Here is a 21412-nt window from a genome sequence, read left to right on the forward strand (position 1 = left end):
TTTTCCTCCTAACCATTCACTTTTTCAAACCAAAAATCAGTGATTCTTCCTTCTTTTCGGTCGCTGAATTTGACCTTTACGCGATCACCTACTTTAATGTTTTGAGCTACGTTATCCGTTGTCCACTCGATTCCTTTGATATAATTCAAGATTGCTGTATCCGCACCATCTAATGTCACATAGGCGATACAATAGGGTGGGGCTGGAAGTCCCTTAAACCCTTGATACACGACTGTATACATCTCTACCGTTCCTTCTAAACCAACTTCAACCCAGTCGCTTGTGTTTTCAAAGCAACGGTCGCAATAAGCACGAGGTGCTACAAGGACACGATTACAACAATCACACTTGCGACCTAAAATTTTCTCTTGATCGATGATCGTTTGATAGAAATGAGCGGCTGTTTCCCCTAGCGAATGCTGATAGGTAATATCCCATTTTTCTTCCATTATTTTTAAATTTTCCATCATGTTTACCCCTTTCGTTTTTCACTTATTTTTTAATAATGAGAAAATTAATAAGTCCCCTCAAGCACTACAGCACCAAAGAATTGATGGTCTCCACCGATTCCCGTTGCAAGTGCCTTTTTGGCCCCTTTCACCTGATGTGCTCCTGCTCGGTTCGTGACCTGTAATGCAGCCTCTGCTACCCTGATCATCGCTGTTGCAGCAATCGGGTTGGCACATAGCACGCCACCAGAAGGATTGATCGGCATTCCTCCATCGATTTCGAAATGGCCGTTTTCCAATTTGGTAAGGATTTCCCCTTCTTCAACTAGCCCAACATCTTGAATGGCATGAAGCTCTATATTGCTAAACGGAGCATATAATTCAGCCACATCAATCTCGGCGATGGGATCGGTAATTCCTGCCATCTTATACGCATCGAACGCCGCTTTTGTCAGGGCTGGACTATCTGCATGATCACCTTCTACCTTAGGTCCCACTCGATCGCCCATGAAATACGTTTCGGAAGAATGTCCGATCCCTCGGATCCAGGCTGGTCGATCCGTAAACTTATGCACATGATCTGCAGCTGTTAAAAGCAAAGCACATCCACCGCTCGATTTAGGGCAGGCATCAAGCAATTTGATCGGATAAGAAATCATCCTGGATTCCAAAATTTTCTCAATCGTAAATTGTTTGCGAACATGGGCATTCGGATTCAGGACTCCATTGCGATGACTTCTTTCCGAAACCATGGCCATATGCCTTTCTGTCATTCCATACTTTTCCATAAACCTTACCGCTTGGAAGGCAAGCATCGTAATCGTGTTAAGAGGCATAGCACGCTCATAAATAGGATCCCATATGCGATTTAAGATCGTTTGTGCATCCCCGCTTTCACCGATTCGGTCAGCTCCGAGAACCAATACCGTGTCAGCTAAACCTGATGCAATGTGGTAATATCCCACCTGTACAGCAGACAGACCGGATGCCCCACCCGTGTTTACCCGCATAAACGGCTTCCCTTTTGCGCCGACGGTATCCGCTACCCAGCGCTCCGGATGGACGGTTCCGATAAATGCATCGGGCACGATGGAGATCACTCCAGCATCAATATCTTTGATGCTGGCATTTGCATCTTTCAGTGCAAGTTGTGCGGTTTCATAGATTAATTCCTGATAGGTATCTTCTCTGTTTCCTGAATGTTTTGTTTGGCCAATACCAACTATGGCTACATCTCTCATATTTTCACCTCATCTTTATTTATTTGAAAAAATCGTCACGGTGTTGCTTTGCGAAGCAAACCCGCTGACACTTGTTGCCAAGCTCGTTTTTACCCCTTTGATTTGATGTCCTCCCGCTGTTCCCATCACTTGAGAAGCGGCCTCAGCGATTCGTACCAAGCCTGTACAAAAGCTTGGATTGGAAGAAAGCGATCCACCTGAGGGGTTCACCGGTAGTTTTCCGTCACTGAATACCGTTCCGTTTTCCACTAAATCGATACCTCTCCCAGGTTCACAAAGCCCTAACACTTCATATTGAATCAATTCATGATAAGTCGATTGTTCTTGTAATTCCATCATATCGATTTCAGACAAGGGATCTTTAATATTTGCCATTTCATATGCTTTCTTAGCTGCAATCTGGAGACCCGGAATGGTTGTTAAATCTCTTTCACCCAGCCAGTAAAGATCCGTGGTCCAACCCATCCCTTTCAACCAGGCCTTGTCTCCGTCAAATTCAGCTGCTTTCTTTTCAGAGGCCAACAGCATCACGCAAACACCGTCAGAATATGGAGGAATATCGACTTCCCGCAAAGGCCAGGCATGAAGTGGTGAATTTTCAATTTCCTCAAGAGTTAACTCTTTTTTTACATGTGCTAGCGTATTTTTCATAGCATTTTTTCGGTTTTTCCATGCAATCTTTGAAACAGTCCCTCGATCTGTATTATATTTGCTTTGATAGGCAGTTGCCTGAAGGGCTGAACTGAGCACTTGATTCACTCCAACTCCTCTTGTGTAGTAAGGTTCACAAGATAGCAGGTCAGCCTCATCAATTGGGGCCTCTGAAGTTTTACCCCATGAAGCTACCAAGGTTAAGTCATGTGTTCCTGACATAATTTGCATGGCAGCCAACACAAAAGCATGATCACTACTGCTGCATAAATTCAACAGATTTTTATTTAGCGCTCCGGCAGGACCTCCTGTGACCATCGAGGAAATTGCTCGGCCATCTACCATATCTGAATTAGCTAGCACGATATTATCAACATCGTTTATGGTGATCCCTTTATCCTTAAGGAGTTTTTTGACGGATTCATAAATTAGTTCTTCCAGCATCATATGCTCATATTTTTCTTTATAGGGTGTTTGGTATACACCTACGACTGCCACTTGCTGCGACATTTCTTTTACCTCCTTTTTTAGTACAGTGGTTCTATTCTCAAGTCCGATTTGCATAATAATTTCTCCAGCCATATCCTTCACTAATTGATTTAATAACTCTTTTTCGGGATCAACCGTGCAAGGTTGCCCCAATAGGGACATTTAACCGAACCGCTCGAAGTTCCCTCCACTTTATCAATATAAAAGAAATAGTTCTCTCCTGAACCCCAAGATACGTGTCCTCACCTAATGATTTGGAATAGTACATCTTGCATATTTTTTAAGGTATGTTTGGAAATGATCACTATACTCAATTTCATTAAGGCCGGACCTTTCTTTATATTTTTTATTTTCTAAATATCAACGTTTTTGACTATTTGCTCTAAAAGTGTCAAGCATGAAGATTTAATGATATAAGCCGACTTAGGTTGGTTCTACTTTAAAAACCTTGGTTCATAAATATAAACAAAAAAATAATTTAGTGTCTTGATGAAGAAGAAGACAGATTTTTTGCTTGCACACCCATCATTTCCAGTCCCAGATCAACTACAAACACACTTCGTAGTACATAAAAGGGATAAATTTCAATTCACCTCCAATGCTTGAAAGAAAAATCTTTTTTACTATATGAATCTCTTTTTGTTCTTATATATGAACTTAGGTTCATATATACAACTATGATTATAGTACAAAATTATTGAATTATTTGCAATACATTTTTTATTATGTTTTCTCTGTACTTTACTATATATCCCTTTTATACAAAGCCCAATTCTACTACAAAAATTATTTCAGTAACTTCTGCATCATGACTAATTCCTCAGCCAGATAAGAAATTCGGTCCATTATATCTGAGTCAACGATTTCATTATTCTTAAAATGATCATTGTGAGCATATACATAACTTGGTGCTACAAAAGCTCTAAGATATCCAGCGATAGGATTGAGTTGATTTTCAACAACTAGATAATGTTGATAGGTACCTCCCGTTGCTACAAATCCCATCACTTTGTTTCTCATGGTCTGAGGTGGAACTAAATCAATAAGGTTTTTAAGTGCACCCGTAAGAGAACCCTGAAAAATCGGTGTTCCAATAAGGTAAAAGTCTGCATTCGACACAATATCAATGACTTTCTTGGTATCTCCTTTATATGTTTGTGGATCCCGCCCATCACAAAACTGCACGTCATATTGTTTTAAATCCAATAATTCAATTTGAATGCTTGGATCTATCTTTTCCACCACTTCCAATACTTTTTTTACAACAGTCAGCGTCTTCGATCCTGTAATTGTTCCACTTATACCTAACAGTTTCATAATGAAAAGCAATCACTTCCTTCGTTTCTATTAATTTACACTACTATTAATCTTAAAGCAGATACCGCAGGCCGATACACCTGCGGTATCTACGAGCGTTTCATTTATTTCAAATCATTTACTTCATATCGAAAATGTTCGTTTTAAAGCATTGGCAGCTTGTTCTATCGCTTTCTTCGCTTGCTCCAATACTCCTGGCATACCAAAAAATCCGTGGATCATTCCGTTATATCGCGTAACTTCCACAGGAACCCCCGCAGCTTTTAGACGTTTTGCATAGGCTTCACCCTCATCGCGTAACGGATCGAATTCTGCCGTGATAACCAAAGCTGGCGGCAGTCCACTAAGGTTATCAGCCCGCAAAGGAGAAGCATACGGATTTCTACCGTCCTCCTCGTCACGCAAATAATGATTCCAAAACCAGACCATACTGTCTTTGGTTAAATAATATCCCTCTGCATTTTCACGATAAGACTCCGTGTCATAGGCGTGATGGGTCACCGGGTAGATCAGCATTTGATAGACCAAAGAGGGTTCACCCCTGTCTTTGGCCATCAATGCGACCACGGCTGCGAGGGTCGCACCCGCACTGTCACCACCGACAGCCACTCGGGCAGAATCTACCAGAATAGACGAACCATTTTCTTCCAGCCACTTGACCGCTGCATAGGCATCTTCGACTGCTGCCGGGAATTTATGCTCCGGGGCCAGCCTATAATCTACGGATACCACCACACTGTTGGCTCTATTGGCTAAAAGGCGACAAATAATCTCTACAGCATCAAGATCACCAATAACCCAGCCGCCACCATGGTAATAAACCAATGCTGGAAATGGACCTTGACCATCCGGAGTATAAATACGAACCGGCATTTCTCCTGCAGGTCCGGGAATCGTTCTGTTCTCTACCTTTCCCACCTCTTCAGGCTCTCCCGTCAAAGGTCTTCTGTCGATAGGTTGTCTTGCTTCTGCTGGTGTAAGCGTATGCCATGGAGGAGCACCTTTTGCCTCCATTTGTTCTAAAATCAGCTTTACTTGAGGATCAATAGGCATATCTAGTAATCCGCTCCTTAAAAAGGTTACTTTCATCATCTACTAAAGGTCTGCAAGGGAAGACCGTGTTTAACGGGGGATATCCCTTACTGATATGACTTTGTCTTTTGATGGGTCACCAAAGAAAATCCCTCGTAACCCTTAGCAGCGACCTCATCGATTATCTGGCGGTATTGTCCAATTCCTCCAATATAGATTGGGAATCCACGTGGCTTATCAGCAATATTCGCCCCCGTTAACCAAGAATCGGTCTTGGTATAGAGCGTGGAATCAGCCACCTCCTTGCAGTGTATACTCCAAGCCTCTTCTGCCTCCGCCTTTGCCTCAATCGTTTCCACACCATGGTCATGAAGATACTGAATACAATCTCCTATCCATTCAACATGCTGCTCAATCGCTACAGGAACGTTGCTTAGTACGGAAGGACTCTCGGGTCCGGTAATTATGAAAAAGTTCGGGAATCCAGCGGTGGAGAGTCCAAGGTACGTCTTCACCTGTGCTCCGTCTTCCCATTTCTCCTTTAGTGACAAACCATCTTTACCACGGATATCAATCTTAAACAAGGGTCCTGTCACCCCGTCGTAACCTGTAGCAAAAACGAGGAAGTCCAGTTCATACTCCGCTTCTGTGGTTCGCAGCCCCTTAGGCGTGATTTCCTCAATAGGTGATTTCCTCAGATCGACTAAAGTGACGTTCTTACGGTTATATGTCTCAAAATAATTGGTATCCAAGACTGGACGTTTGGTTGCGAAGAAGTACGTCGGCATTAGCTTCCCGCGCACCTCAGGATCCTGTACAATCTCTCTTATCTTTGAGCGGAGGAAATCGGATACAGTGTTGTTAGCTGTTTCGTTAGTCATTATGTCCTTATAGGTAGAGCGTATAGCTAGCCCACCTGCCTCCCAAGCCGCCTCGTATACCGACTGGCGTTTTTCCGGTGGTTCTTCCAATGCTGAGTGATCACCACGATTTCCTGGGAAGCCCCCAAAGGATTCGTGCATTTGTCGTCTAATCTCGCTGTAGTTTTCTTTCGTTTTCTCTATGAATTCCAGGTCCAGAGGTCGGTTTCTTGCAGGGATGGTATACTGTGGTGTACGCTGAAAGACAGTAAGGTGTTCTGCCTTTTGCGCGATAACCGGGATCGCCTGAACGCCGCTTGAACCCGTACCGATGACACCAACCCGTTTCCCTTTGAAATCAATCTTTTCATGCGGCCAAGCCCCAGTGTGGTACCACTTCCCCTCAAAGCGATCCAATCCTTTGATAGCGGGAACATTAGTCGCATTAACTGATAGACAGCCTACTCCGGTGATGAAATACTTCGCGGATACACATGTCCCATCATTCAGGTCAATCCGCCATAGATTATGAGTTTCGTCATAATGAGCCGCTTTGATTTCTGTGTTGAACTGGATGTCCCGGCGTAGGTCAAGCCGATCTGCCACGAAATTCAGGTAACGCAGAATTTCCGCCTGCTCAGGGTATCGTGAAGACCATGTCCATTCCTTATAGAGCTCTTCTGAGAAGGTGTAGTTATAATAAATACTTTCCGAGTCACAGCGTGCTCCGGGATAACGACTCCAATACCATGCTCCTCCAACCCCATTGCCTTTCTCGTAAACACGGACAGAAAAACCCGCTTCTCGTAAACGATGAAGCATATACAAACCCGAAAATCCTGCCCCTATGACGATAGCGTCAAAGTTTGTGACCTGATTCTTTTCTATTTTATAGAATTGCTGTTGATTAGACTTCATTTTTATACTGCCCCCTTTGAGTGAATAGTCAGAAATTTTTATGCACAAAGGTATTACATTCACTTACTCATTTAGACCAAATATCATCAGGTTTTAATGTTTCAATAATTTTGATCGTCGCTTTACCCGTATTCGGATCTTCCACCGATTCTCCTATATACCCAGGGATAATTAATTCATGTGTTTTGGGGTTCATTTTTACATTACCTACAATGGAGTCAAACTCTACATTTTCTAGTGCCTGAATCACTTTATCAGTTTCAGTTGATCCTGCGTTTTCAATCGCTTTTAACAACATTTTCGCGCCAATATAACTATATCCGGCCCAATCATCTGGTTCTGTACCGTATTTTATTTTGTAACTCTTTACAAACTCCGCATTCATTGGGTTATCGATACTATAATCATACATGAGGCTGCCAGCTACCCCAATGGCATTAGAATTATCAATTACCGTCTTTCCTACAATTGCAAGGAACTTCGTTTTCCCAAATACCCCAAAGTCTTTCGCTTGTTTCATGAAGTTGATAAAGTCGTCACCCGCCAATAATACTAATGTTACATCCGGTTTAAGCGAAGCGATTTGGGTTAATTGTGCCGAATAATCGGTCGTACCAAGTGGATAAAAAGCTTCACCTAAAAACTTTCCACCGGGAATGTCTTTCGAGATGATATCTTTAAAGTTCTTTGTTTGGTCGTGCCCCCATGCATAATCCGCACCGACAGAATAGAATGTTTTTGCCTTCTTTCCTTCATCGGAATTCTGCAACCAATACTTCCAAATGCGCATATCCACATCATCGTTGTAGTTGGCTCTAAACAAGTTCGGGTTCACCGGATTTGTGAGCTTCGTATTTTTAGAACTTGTTGACACATAAAGACTGTTCCATTCCTTTAATTTACCTGCAAGTGCCATTGATTCGCCACTTGATACTGTACCGATAAAAAGATTGATCTTTTCATTCAGAGCGAGCTTCTCAGCTTTGGTTAACAACACATTCGGTTTGGCCTCCGAATCTTCAACGACAACTTCTACTTTTCTACCCAGTACTCCCCCGGCATTGTTCGCTTCCTCGATCGCAAACTCGATTGCGTTGAGATTTGCTTTCCCCATAACAGCATAAGGTCCACTCATCGGTGCGACCATACCAAGCTTAATCGGTTCTTTGGATTGATTTTGTTCTTGATCTCCATTCGCTTCTTGCTTATTTTGTCCTTCTCCCGAGTTGTTTGGTGAAGATGTAGATTCACTTCCGCAAGCCACCAAAAACAACATTATTGTAATCACCATGATGCCTTGGAACCATTTTTTTTTGATTTTTTTCAAAAGCAATACCTCCTTAAAGTTTATTATTCTTCTTGTGATTTGAATTTCGTTGCAGACTTTGGGGGTTCTGCTAGATTTTATTATTGTTTCACCCTCAGATAGAGGTTGAACATTCTTTATACTTTCAGATTATTTCTTATTAACTTTTCTAATTCATCCAACAATATCGGTATACCCACCATGCATCATTAAGAGACCATCCCAGAATTTGGACCAATCCCCCCTTTCTTTCGTAAATTGCTCCTTAAATTCCATCTGTCTCTCAGATATTTGCAAATTCATATATTTCCTCCATAAAAGAGTTGGTATATTAAAGTCTATCCCTATACACTTAGGTATTGTTGAACGAGCTCCTCGTTATCGAATAATTCGGATCCCTTGCCCAAGTAAACGATTTCACCTTTGTTTAAGATATATTGCCGATGTGAAAGCACTTTTGATAGCCTTAAACTTTGTTCGACGAGTATGATCGTAATACCATCGTGATAGAGGTGCTCAATTGCTTTTGTCAGTTCTTGAACAATAATCGGTGCCAAACCCTCACAAGGTTCATCTAATAACAATATTTTTGGATCCCCCATCAGTCCTCTTCCGATGGCCAACATTTGCTGCTCTCCCCCGCTTAAATGTGTTCCTTTCTTATTTTGATACTCTTTTAAAATAGGAAAGAGTTCATATACTCTATCCAAATTCCATGACCTATTCTTTCGGTCTGTTTTTGATATAGATAATTCGCCAAGCAACAGATTTTCTTTAACAGTTAAAGTAGATAAGATTCTGCGTTCTTCTGGTACGTAGCTAATTTTATATTTGGACAAAATTTCACACGGTGCTGTATCGTTTAAACGGTGACCCTCAACGAAAATATCACCTTTTTCCACATTGACTAAACCCATAATGCTTTTTAACGTTGTTGATTTCCCAACACCGTTTCTTCCAATTAAACTCACAACCTCTCCCTTTTTGACTTCGATGGATAACCCATGCAAGGCTTGAGCTTTACCGTAAAATGAATGAATCTGGTGGACTTCAAGTAGGTTACTCATGAGCTTCCTCCCCTAAATAAATCTCTTTAATCCTTGGATCTGATTTGATATTTTCAGGAACATCCTCCATAAATACTTTTCCGTAGTAAATAACAGATATCTGATCTGAAATGGAAAAGACAATGTCCATATCGTGTTCAATAAATATGACGGTAAGATGGAGGTTGCGCGCCAAAGAAGTAATCAATGACGCCATTTTTTTACTTTCCTCTTTGGATAACCCTGCGGCGGGTTCGTCCAACAACAACATTTCCGGTTTACCTGCAAGGCATAAAGCGATCTCCACTTGCCTTTGCTCGGCATATGACAAACTGGAACTAAGGGTGTCTTTCACTTGAATTAATTGACATTGTTTCAACAAATTCCAAGTTTCTTCTTCGATTTCATGAAAAGAATCAACGTTTTTCCAAAAGGTATACTGTCCCTTATGGTTCGCTTGCACAGCAAGTCTCACATTTTCATAGACAGTATGACCGAAAAAGATATTCGTAATTTGAAAAGATCTCGAAATTCCAATTTTTCGCTTCTTATTCGGAGAGAGCTTAGTGATATTTTTGTGTTTAAACCAAATATAACCTTCGTCGGGAATTAGTTCGCCACTTAACAGCTTGATCAGCGTTGTCTTCCCCGCCCCGTTTGGACCGATAATTGCCCTGACTTCACCTTCATGGACATTCAAACTAATTCCGTGGATCACTTGATGTCCTTTGTAAGAGTATGTAAGGTTTTCTGCAACGAATAAATCTTTACTTCTTATTCCCTTCGGGGATTCTGCCGATTCAACGAATTGCTTTACTTCGATTTGTTCAACCATCCAAACGCCCCCTTAGGAAAAAATAAAACGACGATAATATACAAAATTCCGATGATAAACATCCAATTTTCCGTGAAAGATGAAGACCAATCTTTAAACCAAACGAAAAAAGTTGCCCCCAGCATCGGACCAAAAATCGTTCCCATTCCACCGACTAATGTCATCAATAATATATCTCCGGATTTAACCCAACTGATATTGTCAGCGATGACGTAAGATTTTAAGAGAAAATAGAGAAGCCCCGAAATAGAACTAAAAAACGCTCCAAACATAAACACTTGAATTTTAACCCGATACGAGTTAAAACCTAAAAATATTGCCCGACTCTCGTTTTCCTTAATTGCTACTAAAATTTTACCGAATGGGGAATTAATCATTTTTCTTAAAACAAGATAAGATAGTATTAAGATTACTCCAGTTAGGACAGTCAAATTGGCAGGATCTTTTAAATCAACGGTAAAACCAAGATTCATTGTTAATGGATCTACAATTGTTTTTCCGTCATGCCCACCGGTGTATTGTCTCCAATTTACAGCCAGGGTCCAAAAAAACTGTCCAAAAGCAATCGTCAACATAGCAAACTGAATACCTGAAAATCTACAATTGACCAAAGCAATGATAAAGGCAATCACCATCGTGATCATTATAGAAACGAAAAGCGCCAAGAGGAGAGGGTAGTGAAAATCGACAAAAAGAGTTGCTGCAACTAATCCGCTGATGCCAAAAAAGATGGCATGTCCTAAACTTAAAAGCCCTGTGTAACCAAGAAGTAAATCCAAACTTATTGCCAGCAAGGCAAAGATCATCATTTCGGTCACTAATCTTTGATAAAAGGAGTCAGCAATTGTCACCGTCAAAACGACCGAACTGGCGATAAATAAACATATCCACCAATCTAATTTCATAAAATCGAACTTCTTCTTTTGAACAAGTGTTTTGCTCACTAAATCAGTATGTTCCATCGACATGAGGCCTTTCCCCTTCCATTAAATCAATTCCCTTTTGAAAAATTTAGCGATTCCGTCCTTATTCACCATTAATATTGAGAACATTACCAAATAAATAAAGATGATCGATAGATTTGGGAAGAAAACACCGCCGATGATTTCTACGAATCCTAGTATGAATGATGCAATGATCGCACCGGATAAACTGCCCATCCCACCAATTACAATGATGATGAATAAATGAATAATGATGTTCATCCCCATATGCGGAGAAATAGATAAATAAGGTGCACTCATAATCCCTGCAAACCCCGCTAAACCTATGCCAAGCCCAAATACAATCATACCCGTTTTTTTAACGTTAATTCCCAATGCCGTAGCCATTTCACCGTCTTCCGTGCTGGCTTTGATCTTTATCCCAAAAGTCGTTTTTGAAATCAATAAGTAAATGAGTATGCAGGTAATCAATGAGATTAAAGTAACAAAAATCCTATAAACCGGGTAATCAAAACCGAAAATAGGAATAACTCCTGACAAAAATTCAGGTGGCTGAACAATATGCGTATCGTTGCCCCAAATCATATTCACGGCATTTTCAATAACTAAAGCGAGCCCAAACGTTAGAAGGATATATTTTAATTCATCGTTTTCTTTAAGCTTTATCGAAATCAGCTTTTGAAAAACAATTCCGATGACGGCAACTACAATCGGTGCCAAGATCAGAGCTAATATAAATGAACCCGTGATTTGGTAGATCAAAAATCCAATATAAGCACCAATCATATAAAATGATCCATGGGCGAAATTAACCAACTTCAAGATCCCAAATACAATGACTAACCCAGATGCGATTAATGCAAGCAATAAACTGTACGATATTGCATTCAGTATTTGGATGCTAAGTAGTCCCATAATTAGCCTCCTTTCAAAGGTTAAGTAATTAGATAGTATTTGGGATGGGATGAAATTTCGGGTTCCATCCCATCCATGAAAATCTAATTCATTTTTTGTTAGACTTGAATCTTTCGGTTGTGCTTTAACCTTGGGAGTACCTCTTCTTGGAGAAGTCTCATCGATTTAAACCATACGTCTTTGTTCTCGCCGTAATCGTAGCATGTTACTAGTAAAGTTCCAAAACCACCTGCAGCTTCATAGAGAGCGTCTAATTTTTTCGCGACCGTTTCCGGTGAACCAACATACCAATTATGTTTTGCCAAATATTCCGGGGTTATGGCTTCATCCGGGACATCCTCTTGATGTTTTACGCGATAGGTCATTTTAGCTTTAGTCAACAATGGTATATAATATTCTCTATTAAATTCTCCCATCATTCCGTTTACCGCCAAATCTATCGCTTCTTCATCCGTATCTGCAACAAAAACATGCTGCGCAACTCTCCAGTCATCACGATTAGCCGTTTTTCCGCCAATGGTTGCCCCCTCCTGAATCGTGTTCCAATGATAGCCAATGGAATCGGGAGTCACTCCTAAACTCATAGGCATAAATCCATATTGCCCCGCTAGCTTTAAAGTAGCTGAATTTGGGCTTGTACCAGCTATTCCAATTGGAGGGTATGGTTTTTGATAAGGGTACAGATGCATTTCGAATAAACCGCCATACATGGGTTCTATTCCATTCGCATCCCAATATTTCCCTCTGTATTCAAAAGGTTCTTTCTCTGTCCAAATCTTAAACATAATCTCGAGTGCTTCAAAAGTCATTTCACGATGCTCGCCTGACTTCCAATCTACGTTAAACAATTCCCAATCCCCAGGCAATTGGCCCGGTGCAACCCCAAGCATGAGTCTTCCTTGTGCCAGGTGGTCCAAATAAGCAATACGATGTGCCAGTTCTACAGGATGATGGTATGGTAATAAATGGGCACCAGGAGCCAATTTAATATTTTTGGTTTGCAATAAGGCTTGGGCAATGACTAAATCAGGAGATGGAATCGGCTCATATCTCGTTGTATAATGCTCTCCAATCCAAGCTTCAGCGTAACCTATCTCATCCCCATAACGAATCATTTCCAAAACCGTTTGTGTTGCATCATACGGTGTGGTATCCGGTGAAACCGCTGGCATTAAAAAAAGTCCTAATTTCATAATTTTCCCTCCTGAGTTTTAATAGACTCTAGCTTTTTGGTTAAATTGGAAGCGCGAACAAATCTTCCCTTTATTTTTTAGAAACATCCCAATAATCGCCGAGAAGGCACATTCTTACTAGTCAAAAATTAAAGGACGCGGCAGCTTAACAAAGGAAGCACCATCAACCATCATTGAATCCCCGCTTATATAGCTGGATTCATCAGATACTAAAAATAAGCAAGCATTCGCAACATCTTCAGCCGTTCCAATCCGACCTAGCGGTTGATAATCAAGAGTTTGTTTGAATGCATCTTCCGGCAAATCGGCATATAAATTTTTCTGCATAGGAGTATCTATGATCCCTGGACAAACGGCATTGACACGAATCTTTAAGGGTCCACAATCCAAAGCCATTTGACGTGTTAAAGATGTAATAGCACCTTTTGATGCCGTATAAGCCGCTAGGCGTGTAATCGTTCTGTAAGCCACCCAAGAAGCAACATTGACAATTGAACCACCGCCGCGTTTTGCAATTTCCGGAATGGCATATTTCGAACAAAGAAACGTACCTTGTACATTGACCTTCATTAGTTTTTGCCACTCTTCCAGTGACGTTTCCATTACAGACTTGCGAAAACTAATTCCTGCGTTATTAACCAGAGCGTCAACTCCACCATAATGACTTACGGTTGCTTGAATCATATTTTGTACATCCTTCTCGTCAGCAACATCAGTTTTTATAAATATTGCTTCGATACCGGCAGATTCAAACTCATCCAAAGCTTTTGATGCAACTTCTTCATTTAAATCAGCAATGACAATCTTTGATCCATGTTCTCCTAATTTTCGTGCTACTTCGTTTCCAATCCCTTGACCGGCTCCTGTGACGATCGTTACTTTATCTTTTAAACGCATTATTTTTCATTCCTTCCCCATCTCCGTTAGAGTTCGATTCCATTATACTCAGCACGGAAATTGAAAAATTCAAATGAAGCAACACTCTAGGACCACCGACACGTGATATGACAAAGTTATTTCCCTCCTTTATTTTGATACAGCCATTCTATTTTCAAATCCAATTTGCTCACTGATTTCGGTTGCCGTTTCCTTAACCAGTTTGACTAAATAATCCTTTCGTGGAGTCACCCGTGAAACCGGAGCTGATATACAGATCCCAGCTACCACCTCATGACGGTTATTTTTTATCGGAGCAGCGATTCCAATGATTCCCTCCAAACTCTCTTCATTGGTGATCGAAACCTCCTCCTGGCGAATACGTTTTAATTCCTTTAAAAAAGTATCAAAGTTAGTAATAGTATAGGGTGAAACTGCTGGCAAGCCTGCTTGTTCAATAGTTTTTCTTTGTTCGCTCGGGTCTAAATAGGCCAACATCAATTTACCAATACAACTACTGTGAATAAATCTTGTTGCCCCAACAGGGATATTTAACCTAACCGATTCAGTTCCCTCCACTTTGTCGATGTAAAAAAGACGATCCCCTTCCAGAACCCCAAGGTAGGTATCCTCACCTGTTAATTGGGATAATTTCTCCATAGTAGGTCTTGCATGTTTTTGAATGGTATGTTCGGAAATAATTACTGCACTCAATTTAATTAAGGACGGACCTACTTTATATTTTTTTTCGTTTTCTAAATAAGTAACATAACGTTTTTTGACCATTTGCTGTAAGAGTGTGTACACGCTGCTTTTCGCCGGTTTGTCTAATTCATCCATAATTTTCATCATGGGCAACCCTTCCTGATTTTTAGACAAAACCTCCAATATTTCAAAGATTCGATGCATCGATCGGAATGTAGAATTTTCTTTCCCTTCCAAAAGATAAACCTCCTTTTCCCGGTCATCACCTTGACAGATAAATATAAAACAATCTCAAACGTAAATCTTAATAATATAAGACGTCTTAGATTATCATTAAATAAAAACCTAGGTTCGTATATATAAACAAAAAAATATTCCTTAAAGATAACTAATATAATCTTTTCATAAAGACGTCTTTTTGTGGAACAAAGCACATTATTTTCATTTAAAATCAAAACTAGCACACCTAGTCCACATTTTTAAACGTAAGTTCATATATATGAACAAAAAAATTATAACTATTCAGTTTTTAATAAACTTTTCTAGACATTAACAGAGGATCGTGAGAAGGAAGTACTTCTACGTTCATTCGTTTCACTTTTTCATAGGATTGATACCAATCGAATAGATTTACATATAATCCTACTGGATGACAACACTCATAATTTTCGTATAAATCAAATTGGTCTCCGGCAATAAGATATTCCTTTTGTTGAGTTCTGACACTAATACTCTGGTGACCAGGTGTATGGCCAGGTGTAAAAATTAATTCCAATCCATCTTCTAGCTGGCAATCTCCTTCAACAAATCGCATGCGGGATTAAAAAATGTTTACAGGTGAATAAGATAGTGATGATTCATATAGGATATCATCCCTCCTCAAAGGAGCCTTTGCATACTCGTATTCGCGACGTTGGACTATAACTGGTATGCCTGGCAAACTATCATTTGCAATACAATGATCCCAATGAAGATGAGTATTAATGATAGCGTTTACATCTGACGGCATAATACCAAGATTTTTTAAGCCCCTTAGAAGGTCAGTGCACCCCTCTATACTCATTTCTCGATGATGGATATTTTTGGCTCGCATCACATCATGTCCTGGTCCTGGATCGACTACATATACAGCTTTATGAGAACGAATTACCCATGCTATACAATTTAAATCAATTTTTTCCCCCGCATCCTTTAATGAAGTTAGCACCGATTTATCCACTTGTTTTAATGTGGCCACATGCAAGGGATAAATTTCAAACATTCACACACCTCCCATACTTTTCAAGAAGAGTAATCTTATCCATAAAAGGCTCTTCTGGTTTCACATATGTGAACCTCAGTTCAACACTGAGCTTAATAATATAATATATTATTTTCTGATTATCATCAATAGTTTTTTTGATTTTTCTGATTATTATTAATAGCATTTTGATTATGTTTGTTGCGATAAAAATATTTAAGCAATAATTTAAATAAGCACTATTTCTAATACATTCTAGAAATAGATCTAGATGTTTAACATTATCAGTAAAATATTTTCTGATTTCCAATATGATATTGATACTCATTGGAGATCTTTAAATTAATAATAGGATATCATCATATGATATTTGAGCTGTTGAACCAATTACTTGCTGGAAAACCACAAGTCTCTTCTACTATCGGGATATGTACGTCACGCGCAAATACCGGCCCCATTCAAATTTAATCTTCACTTTTCCATTAGTTACCCCCGGGATTTCTATAAATCAAAACTTAAGTCTTCTACAACACAAATCACTACGGCTTTCTACTACATGATCAGTGCCATACTGAACCATGGAACATACAACAGAATTAAGGCCGCTATAAGTAAGGCATACAAGTATGGGATTAAACCTCTAGAAATGACAAATATATTTTCTTTGAAATAACTGCTAAGTACGAAAAGGCTTCCACCAATGGGCGGGGTAATTTGGGCTACCATCATCAATGCGCAAGTGACAACGCCGAAATGGATCCGATCATATCCCAAATCTATGACTACAGGGAACAGGATTGGTATTGTAATAAAGAGAATTGGAAGAGGCTCTAGAACAGTACCAAGCAAGTAATAAAGCACCAATACGGCAAGCATAATGATCCAAGGTGCGAGCGTTAAATTTGCTACAAATTCCGTGATTTGTTGTGTAACCTGCGTATAGGTAAGCGATGTCGGGAACAATTGGGCGCCCCCTAAAATAATAAAGATTGATGTGGTAGTAATCATCGTATTTTTAAGAGATTTAAAAATATTTTCCCAAGTAAAGTTCTCCCTGTAGAAAAGGAAAGCAATTAAAAGAACATAAAAAACTGCAACCGCCGCAGATTCAGTCGGTGTCACAACCCCTGTGTATATACCACCCAGGACGATCATAGGCATTAATAACGCTGGGATTGCCTGAATAAAAGATTTCCTGATTTCTGCAAAGCTGGCTCTCCCTTTTTGGGCCGCACCGTCTTTCCTGCTGACAAATACAGCTGTAATAACCAGAATGATAGAAATCAGGATACCGTAATGGACAAATTCTACCGTAATAACCAATACTGAAGGTAATCCACTAAGGTTATCGGATAGCAAAGGAAATGCGTATGGATGTTTACCATCCCGCACGTCGCGCAAGTAATGATTCCAAAACCAGATCATAGCGTCTTTGGTTAAATAATATCCCGCAGCATTTTCACGATAAGATCCGTGTGATAGGAGTGATGGGTAACCGGGTAGATCAACAATTGATATGCCAAAGAGGGACTACCCCTATCTCTGGCCATCAATGCGGCTACAGCTGCGAGATTCCCACCCGAACTGTCGCCTCCAACAGCAATATCCCGCAGAGTCTACCATAATAGGCGGTCCGTTATCTGCCACCCATTTGACAGCTGCATAGTCATCTTCAGCACCCGACGGAGATTTATGTTCTGGTGCCAGCCTATAATCCTCACTTACCTGCAGCTTTGGCTGCATCAATCAATGCTTGCCCGCCATCTACATCTTTTGTAAACCATTTATATACAGATAACGTAGCATTTTAAAATCTTCAATTTCTTTTTCTGTAGGCATATAAATTTGAATTCCTCGCTTCTTTAATTCATCAAAGGAGTGTGAATACTTATCCAATATCACTTCATCTGCAAATGTCTCCATATCTTTGCTTACTTCAAGAATCGGTACCATAACCATGACTTAATTTAAGAACATATTTGGTATCATTAGAAGACTCTTTTGAAGAATCGTTGGCCACATTGTTTTCTTTCTTCGTTTTTTGACTAGTTGGGGCCGACCCGCCTACGCATGCAGAAAAACCATAACAATAATCATGAATACACTAAAAGTTCTCAACTTTTTCATCATTTTTCACCATACCTATTTTATTTTTTGTGAAAAATTGTTGTAAAACTTAATGCAAATGTATACGCATTCATCATTTTGAAGAAAACACTCTAGTCCGAACTTCCTATGTAACGCTGGTTCCGCTCCTAGGGAGACCATTACAGAACCAGCGTGTACTATAGTGTGACCCGTGGCGGCCGCAAGCGCAAACTTCTTGGGAGAAGACAGGCAACTGGCTTTCTCCGTACGAAGTTAATTATTTTTGGGAAATTGAAGAACCAGCACCTCGATGCCTTCCGGGCCTGCTTGCAGGTTCAAGGGTGGTTCGTCAGGCTCAAGGAAAATGCATGACCATCGCGGATAAGGCTCATCATTGATAATACAAGTGCCGTTAACAACAGATACATATTGGCCTCCGTTGCCCTGAGGAGAAGGACATTCTTTTTGCTGGTCCGGTCCAATGGCAAGTCTATAGGCTGCTGCACCAGAACTAGAAGATGAGAATAATGTTTCGAACTCAGGCTCGGTTAATTGCTTTAACTGCTCTATATTTTTTTCATCCATATTGAGCTTATAGAATGACTCGCGTGCACCTTTTTCACGTTTATTTCGGAATTCCGGCATCCAATTCGCTCCAATATCATTAACCGTTCGAATTGTAAAATAAGATATCCCTTTCTCACCGGCAACAATCGGTCCATAAGGTTTATACTTCTCATCATAATGGATTGAAAGCGGGCGAATTAAATCCTTACCGAATTTCCCATCTCCATCTACGATAAGTTGAAACTGATTCACGGTATGGAAATGAGCGCGAACCACATCATTTGGTAGCTGTTCCACTAAATAACACTGGGGATAATTCTCCATGAATGAAGATAAATAAACGAATTCGCCGCTGCCGTCATCCTTGTAATCCCTCCGTCTTTTTTTCATAGCTTCTTCACTATTTACAGCTATCATGTTGTTTTCCCTCCCAAAATGAATTTTCTTTCCCTTCCAAAAGATAAACCTCCTTTTCCCGGTCACCACCTTGACAGATAAATATAAAACAATCTCAAACGTAAATCTTAATAATATAAGACGTCTTAGATTATCATTAAATAAAAACCTGTGTTCATATACATAAACAAAAAAATATTCCTTTAAAATACCTTATATAATCTTTTCATAAAGACTTCTTTTTGTGGAACAAAGCACATTATTTCATTTAAAATCAAAACTAACACACCTAGTCCACATTCTTAAACATAAGTTCATATATATGAACAAAAAAATTATAACTATTCAGTTTTTAATAAACTTTTCTAGACATTAACAGAGAACCGTGAGAAGGAAGTACTTCTACGTTCATTCGTTTCACTTTTTCATATGATTGATACCAATTGAATAGATTTACATATAATCCTACTGGATGACAACATTCATTTGTCTTCAATCTGAATTCATCGTATCAAGCAATGGTTTTAATATTTAGACAGCCTTTTCTTGACGACTAACTTCAAGTGTACGTACGATGTACTCTCCGTCTTTAAGGATAACATTTAATTTACTGTGATCTTGTAAAATTGCAATATTGTCTAGTGGGTTCCCATCTACAACAAGGACATCTGCAAGCTTTCCAACCTCAATGGTGCCTATTTGATCCTCCATCTGCATGATTTGGCTTCCATATTTGGTAGCGGATACAATCGCATCCATTGACGTCATTCCTACCAGCTCAACAAAATGCTCTAAATCGCGTGCGTATCCACCATGCGGGCACCACTTGAATCCAAAATCTCCGCCTGGTAATACACGGACACCAGCTTTATAAAGTCTGTTCATATTGCGTATAGCAATTTCTAACCCTTCTGCATAGCCTGATGCATCAATCGCTTCTTGTCCGAAATAGGCAGGCCCATGTTCCAATGTTGCGACAAGATAATTTAATGTTGGTACAACGAATAAGCGATCTTTGTTTTCTACTAGCATGTCGAATGCTTCATCATCAATATAATCAGCATGACCGATAATATCAACTCCTGCTTGAACACTTATTTTTACGGATTCTGAGGATCTAGCATGTACGTAGATTCTTTTTCCACGTGCATGAGCTTCCTCAACAGCAGCTCTAACCTCTTTATAGGTATAAAGTGTACTTTCACTTTCTGTGTGAGGAACTAAACCATCTCCACTGACATTCAGCTTAACGAGGTCTGCTCCTTCTTTAAATATACTCCTTACTACTCTTCTAACCTCATCCTCACCATCAGCAAAGAAAGATAATCCATGAACTCGAACATGGTTTGGATGTACATCCACAATACTCCCTGTTGCTGAAACTTCAGCGCCATTCGCAATCATACGAGGTCCTAATATTTGTCCACGATTAATCGCATCTCGTAAAGCAATGTCCACTCTGCCTCTGGCAGCAGCACTTACACAAGAGGTAAAACCGCTTTTTAGCATCGTTTCTGCATTTTTGATACTTCCAATCATGGTTTCTTCAATGGGTTTAAAATCTATATCTTGAATATATATGGCATCTTGCCATGCTAAATGTGTATGCGCCTCGGTCATTCCCGGCATGATGGTCCTTCCATTCAATTCAATTATATCCACCTGATTAGGTGAATAAGAAGCCGGAACGGAAAGATTAGTCCCCACAGCAGTGATCTTATTTCCCTCAATCAGTACATCAATTCCATGCTTCGCTTCATTACCTGTTCCGTCAATGAGTAAACCATTTCTCAATAATTTTGCTTTCATTTTGAAACCCCTTTCAATATTATATTAATGAATCCTTTATGTTCAACACTTGGTCCCTTTAAAGCTTTAGGAGCAAGTTTTAGAACCTTTCCGATATTAGTTACATACTGTATTTTCTGAATAAAATATGCAAAATAAAATAACATTGATTAACTGAACCTAAAATCGATTTTGCCCGGTAGCGGTAAGTGATATCATTATGAATTGAAAAAGTCCTCTAGACCATTATCCTCTCTGACTGCTGGAACTTGTTCATCCCACTCGCATTCAAACAGGTTATCACATTTAACATGATGTAATCGCATTTGAGATTCATTACTATAATAGGTATTTAGAATGCGATAACTATGATATTTGGGTAAGCACATTGGACAAAATCCCTTGGCGATGGCTTCTATTTGTTCAGCCGTATAATTGACTGTATTTTTTTCTAGCAAACTTTTATCTAACATTGAAGTTGCTCCTCCTTCCAAAGCATTTATTAATATGAGGGGGAATCCCCCTCATATTATGTGGATCAAGTCCCCTGACTTAG

At 39.8% G+C, this 21412-nt stretch carries 24 protein-coding genes and 1 pseudogene; all 25 read right to left on the reverse strand.

Annotated features, from left to right (window positions below; all coding sequences use genetic code 11):
• Nucleotides 1-8 precede the first annotated feature (8 nt).
• Entirely contained in the window at nucleotides 9-470 is a 462-nt protein-coding gene (locus QF028_RS20165) for a Zn-ribbon domain-containing OB-fold protein (RefSeq protein ID WP_429468126.1), read from the reverse strand.
• A gap of 44 nt (nucleotides 471-514) precedes the next feature.
• Entirely contained in the window at nucleotides 515-1690 is a 1176-nt protein-coding gene (locus QF028_RS20170) for a thiolase family protein (protein WP_429468129.1), read from the reverse strand.
• 15 nt (nucleotides 1691-1705) lie between these two features.
• On the reverse strand, nucleotides 1706-2992 hold the full coding sequence (locus QF028_RS20175) for a thiolase family protein (RefSeq protein WP_429468132.1): 1287 nt from the start codon (nucleotides 2990-2992) through the stop codon (nucleotides 1706-1708).
• A gap of 624 nt (nucleotides 2993-3616) precedes the next feature.
• Nucleotides 3617-4147: an NADPH-dependent FMN reductase gene (locus QF028_RS20180; protein WP_429468134.1), complete on the reverse strand. Its 531-nt coding sequence runs from the start codon at nucleotides 4145-4147 to the stop codon at nucleotides 3617-3619.
• Nucleotides 4148-4270: 123 nt separating this feature from the next.
• Nucleotides 4271-5239, reverse strand: coding sequence for an alpha/beta hydrolase (locus QF028_RS20185; protein WP_429468137.1), 969 nt, complete (start codon nucleotides 5237-5239; stop codon nucleotides 4271-4273).
• A 47-nt stretch (nucleotides 5240-5286) separates the two neighbouring features.
• A complete protein-coding gene (locus tag QF028_RS20190; RefSeq protein ID WP_429468140.1) occupies nucleotides 5287-6957 on the reverse strand; it encodes a flavin-containing monooxygenase in 1671 nt (556 codons plus the stop codon).
• 67 nt (nucleotides 6958-7024) lie between these two features.
• On the reverse strand, nucleotides 7025-8284 hold the full coding sequence (locus QF028_RS20195; RefSeq protein WP_429468143.1) for an ABC transporter substrate-binding protein: 1260 nt from the start codon (nucleotides 8282-8284) through the stop codon (nucleotides 7025-7027).
• A gap of 153 nt (nucleotides 8285-8437) precedes the next feature.
• A complete protein-coding gene (locus tag QF028_RS20200) occupies nucleotides 8438-8566 on the reverse strand; it encodes a hypothetical protein (protein ID WP_429468145.1) in 129 nt (42 codons plus the stop codon).
• Nucleotides 8567-8607: 41 nt separating this feature from the next.
• A complete protein-coding gene (locus QF028_RS20205; protein ID WP_429468148.1) occupies nucleotides 8608-9330 on the reverse strand; it encodes an ABC transporter ATP-binding protein in 723 nt (240 codons plus the stop codon).
• Complete coding sequence (locus QF028_RS20210; protein WP_429468151.1) at nucleotides 9323-10144, reverse strand: ABC transporter ATP-binding protein; 822 nt, start codon at nucleotides 10142-10144, stop codon at nucleotides 9323-9325. Before QF028_RS20210 ends, QF028_RS20205 begins: the two co-directional genes overlap by 8 nt.
• The gene (locus tag QF028_RS20215; RefSeq protein ID WP_429468154.1) at nucleotides 10123-11112 is read right to left on the reverse strand and encodes a branched-chain amino acid ABC transporter permease; all 990 of its coding nucleotides are present in this window, start codon (nucleotides 11110-11112) and stop codon (nucleotides 10123-10125) included. Before QF028_RS20215 ends, QF028_RS20210 begins: the two co-directional genes overlap by 22 nt.
• Nucleotides 11113-11130: 18 nt before the next feature.
• A complete protein-coding gene (locus QF028_RS20220; protein ID WP_429468157.1) occupies nucleotides 11131-12003 on the reverse strand; it encodes a branched-chain amino acid ABC transporter permease in 873 nt (290 codons plus the stop codon).
• A gap of 98 nt (nucleotides 12004-12101) precedes the next feature.
• Entirely contained in the window at nucleotides 12102-13196 is a 1095-nt protein-coding gene (locus tag QF028_RS20225) for an LLM class flavin-dependent oxidoreductase (protein WP_429468159.1), read from the reverse strand.
• A 117-nt stretch (nucleotides 13197-13313) separates the two neighbouring features.
• The gene (locus tag QF028_RS20230; RefSeq protein WP_429468162.1) at nucleotides 13314-14093 is read right to left on the reverse strand and encodes an SDR family NAD(P)-dependent oxidoreductase; all 780 of its coding nucleotides are present in this window, start codon (nucleotides 14091-14093) and stop codon (nucleotides 13314-13316) included.
• 129 nt (nucleotides 14094-14222) lie between these two features.
• Nucleotides 14223-15014, reverse strand: a complete 792-nt coding sequence (locus tag QF028_RS20235; RefSeq protein WP_429468165.1) for an IclR family transcriptional regulator — start codon at nucleotides 15012-15014, stop codon at nucleotides 14223-14225.
• A 292-nt stretch (nucleotides 15015-15306) separates the two neighbouring features.
• Nucleotides 15307-15591, reverse strand: coding sequence for an MBL fold metallo-hydrolase (locus tag QF028_RS20240; RefSeq protein WP_429468167.1), 285 nt, complete (start codon nucleotides 15589-15591; stop codon nucleotides 15307-15309).
• A gap of 6 nt (nucleotides 15592-15597) precedes the next feature.
• Entirely contained in the window at nucleotides 15598-16038 is a 441-nt protein-coding gene (locus tag QF028_RS20245; protein ID WP_429468170.1) for an MBL fold metallo-hydrolase, read from the reverse strand.
• A gap of 531 nt (nucleotides 16039-16569) precedes the next feature.
• Nucleotides 16570-17340, reverse strand: a complete 771-nt coding sequence (locus QF028_RS20250) for a TRAP transporter large permease subunit (protein WP_429468173.1) — start codon at nucleotides 17338-17340, stop codon at nucleotides 16570-16572.
• Nucleotides 17332-17481: pseudogene (locus QF028_RS20255) on the reverse strand (alpha/beta hydrolase fold domain-containing protein); the annotation flags it as partial. The pseudogene QF028_RS20255 and the gene QF028_RS20250, both read right to left, overlap by 9 nt.
• Entirely contained in the window at nucleotides 17454-17567 is a 114-nt protein-coding gene (locus tag QF028_RS20260) for a hypothetical protein (protein WP_429468176.1), read from the reverse strand. The gene QF028_RS20260 and the pseudogene QF028_RS20255, both read right to left, overlap by 28 nt.
• Nucleotides 17554-17760, reverse strand: coding sequence for an alpha/beta hydrolase fold domain-containing protein (locus QF028_RS20265; protein ID WP_369449780.1), 207 nt, complete (start codon nucleotides 17758-17760; stop codon nucleotides 17554-17556). The genes QF028_RS20260 and QF028_RS20265 overlap by 14 nt, the downstream gene beginning before the upstream one ends.
• A gap of 21 nt (nucleotides 17761-17781) precedes the next feature.
• Entirely contained in the window at nucleotides 17782-17970 is a 189-nt protein-coding gene (locus tag QF028_RS20270) for a hypothetical protein (protein ID WP_429468179.1), read from the reverse strand.
• Between the two features lie 408 nt (nucleotides 17971-18378).
• Nucleotides 18379-19089 (reverse strand): hypothetical protein, encoded by a 711-nt coding sequence (locus QF028_RS20275; RefSeq protein ID WP_429468182.1) that lies wholly within the window; start codon nucleotides 19087-19089, stop codon nucleotides 18379-18381.
• A gap of 510 nt (nucleotides 19090-19599) precedes the next feature.
• Nucleotides 19600-20877, reverse strand: a complete 1278-nt coding sequence (locus tag QF028_RS20280) for an amidohydrolase family protein (protein WP_429468185.1) — start codon at nucleotides 20875-20877, stop codon at nucleotides 19600-19602.
• A gap of 197 nt (nucleotides 20878-21074) precedes the next feature.
• Nucleotides 21075-21329 carry a hypothetical protein gene (locus tag QF028_RS20285; RefSeq protein WP_429468188.1) on the reverse strand — a complete coding sequence of 85 codons (255 nt, stop codon included), beginning with the start codon at nucleotides 21327-21329 and terminating at the stop codon, nucleotides 21075-21077.
• Between the last annotated feature and the right edge of the window lie 83 nt (nucleotides 21330-21412).

Source organism: Neobacillus sp. B4I6, from assembly GCF_050434045.1.
GTDB lineage: Bacteria > Bacillota > Bacilli > Bacillales > Cytobacillaceae > Neobacillus.

Bases quoted from the DNA above. Each gene is read 5' to 3' on its own strand.
- QF028_RS20165 (WP_429468126.1), bottom strand. From the start codon at position 470: ATGATGGAAAATTTAAAAATAATGGAAGAAAAATGGGATATTACCTAT.
- QF028_RS20170 (WP_429468129.1), bottom strand. From the start codon at position 1,690: ATGAGAGATGTAGCCATAGTTGGTATTGGCCAAACAAAACATTCAGGA.
- QF028_RS20175 (WP_429468132.1), bottom strand. From the start codon at position 2,992: ATGTCCCTATTGGGGCAACCTTGCACGGTTGATCCCGAAAAAGAGTTA.
- QF028_RS20180 (WP_429468134.1), bottom strand. From the start codon at position 4,147: ATGAAACTGTTAGGTATAAGTGGAACAATTACAGGATCGAAGACGCTG.
- QF028_RS20185 (WP_429468137.1), bottom strand. From the start codon at position 5,239: ATGATGAAAGTAACCTTTTTAAGGAGCGGATTACTAGATATGCCTATT.
- QF028_RS20190 (WP_429468140.1), bottom strand. From the start codon at position 6,957: ATGAAGTCTAATCAACAGCAATTCTATAAAATAGAAAAGAATCAGGTC.
- QF028_RS20200 (WP_429468145.1), bottom strand. From the start codon at position 8,566: ATGAATTTGCAAATATCTGAGAGACAGATGGAATTTAAGGAGCAATTT.
- QF028_RS20205 (WP_429468148.1), bottom strand. From the start codon at position 9,330: ATGAGTAACCTACTTGAAGTCCACCAGATTCATTCATTTTACGGTAAA.
- QF028_RS20210 (WP_429468151.1), bottom strand. From the start codon at position 10,144: ATGGTTGAACAAATCGAAGTAAAGCAATTCGTTGAATCGGCAGAATCC.
- QF028_RS20215 (WP_429468154.1), bottom strand. From the start codon at position 11,112: ATGTCGATGGAACATACTGATTTAGTGAGCAAAACACTTGTTCAAAAG.
- QF028_RS20220 (WP_429468157.1), bottom strand. From the start codon at position 12,003: ATGGGACTACTTAGCATCCAAATACTGAATGCAATATCGTACAGTTTA.
- QF028_RS20225 (WP_429468159.1), bottom strand. From the start codon at position 13,196: ATGAAATTAGGACTTTTTTTAATGCCAGCGGTTTCACCGGATACCACA.
- QF028_RS20230 (WP_429468162.1), bottom strand. From the start codon at position 14,093: ATGCGTTTAAAAGATAAAGTAACGATCGTCACAGGAGCCGGTCAAGGG.
- QF028_RS20240 (WP_429468167.1), bottom strand. From the start codon at position 15,591: ATGCGATTTGTTGAAGGAGATTGCCAGCTAGAAGATGGATTGGAATTA.
- QF028_RS20245 (WP_429468170.1), bottom strand. From the start codon at position 16,038: ATGTTTGAAATTTATCCCTTGCATGTGGCCACATTAAAACAAGTGGAT.
- QF028_RS20260 (WP_429468176.1), bottom strand. From the start codon at position 17,567: ATGGCCAGAGATAGGGGTAGTCCCTCTTTGGCATATCAATTGTTGATC.
- QF028_RS20265 (WP_369449780.1), bottom strand. From the start codon at position 17,760: ATGCAGCCAAAGCTGCAGGTAAGTGAGGATTATAGGCTGGCACCAGAA.
- QF028_RS20270 (WP_429468179.1), bottom strand. From the start codon at position 17,970: ATGGTACCGATTCTTGAAGTAAGCAAAGATATGGAGACATTTGCAGAT.
- QF028_RS20275 (WP_429468182.1), bottom strand. From the start codon at position 19,089: ATGATAGCTGTAAATAGTGAAGAAGCTATGAAAAAAAGACGGAGGGAT.
- QF028_RS20280 (WP_429468185.1), bottom strand. From the start codon at position 20,877: ATGAAAGCAAAATTATTGAGAAATGGTTTACTCATTGACGGAACAGGT.
- QF028_RS20285 (WP_429468188.1), bottom strand. From the start codon at position 21,329: ATGTTAGATAAAAGTTTGCTAGAAAAAAATACAGTCAATTATACGGCT.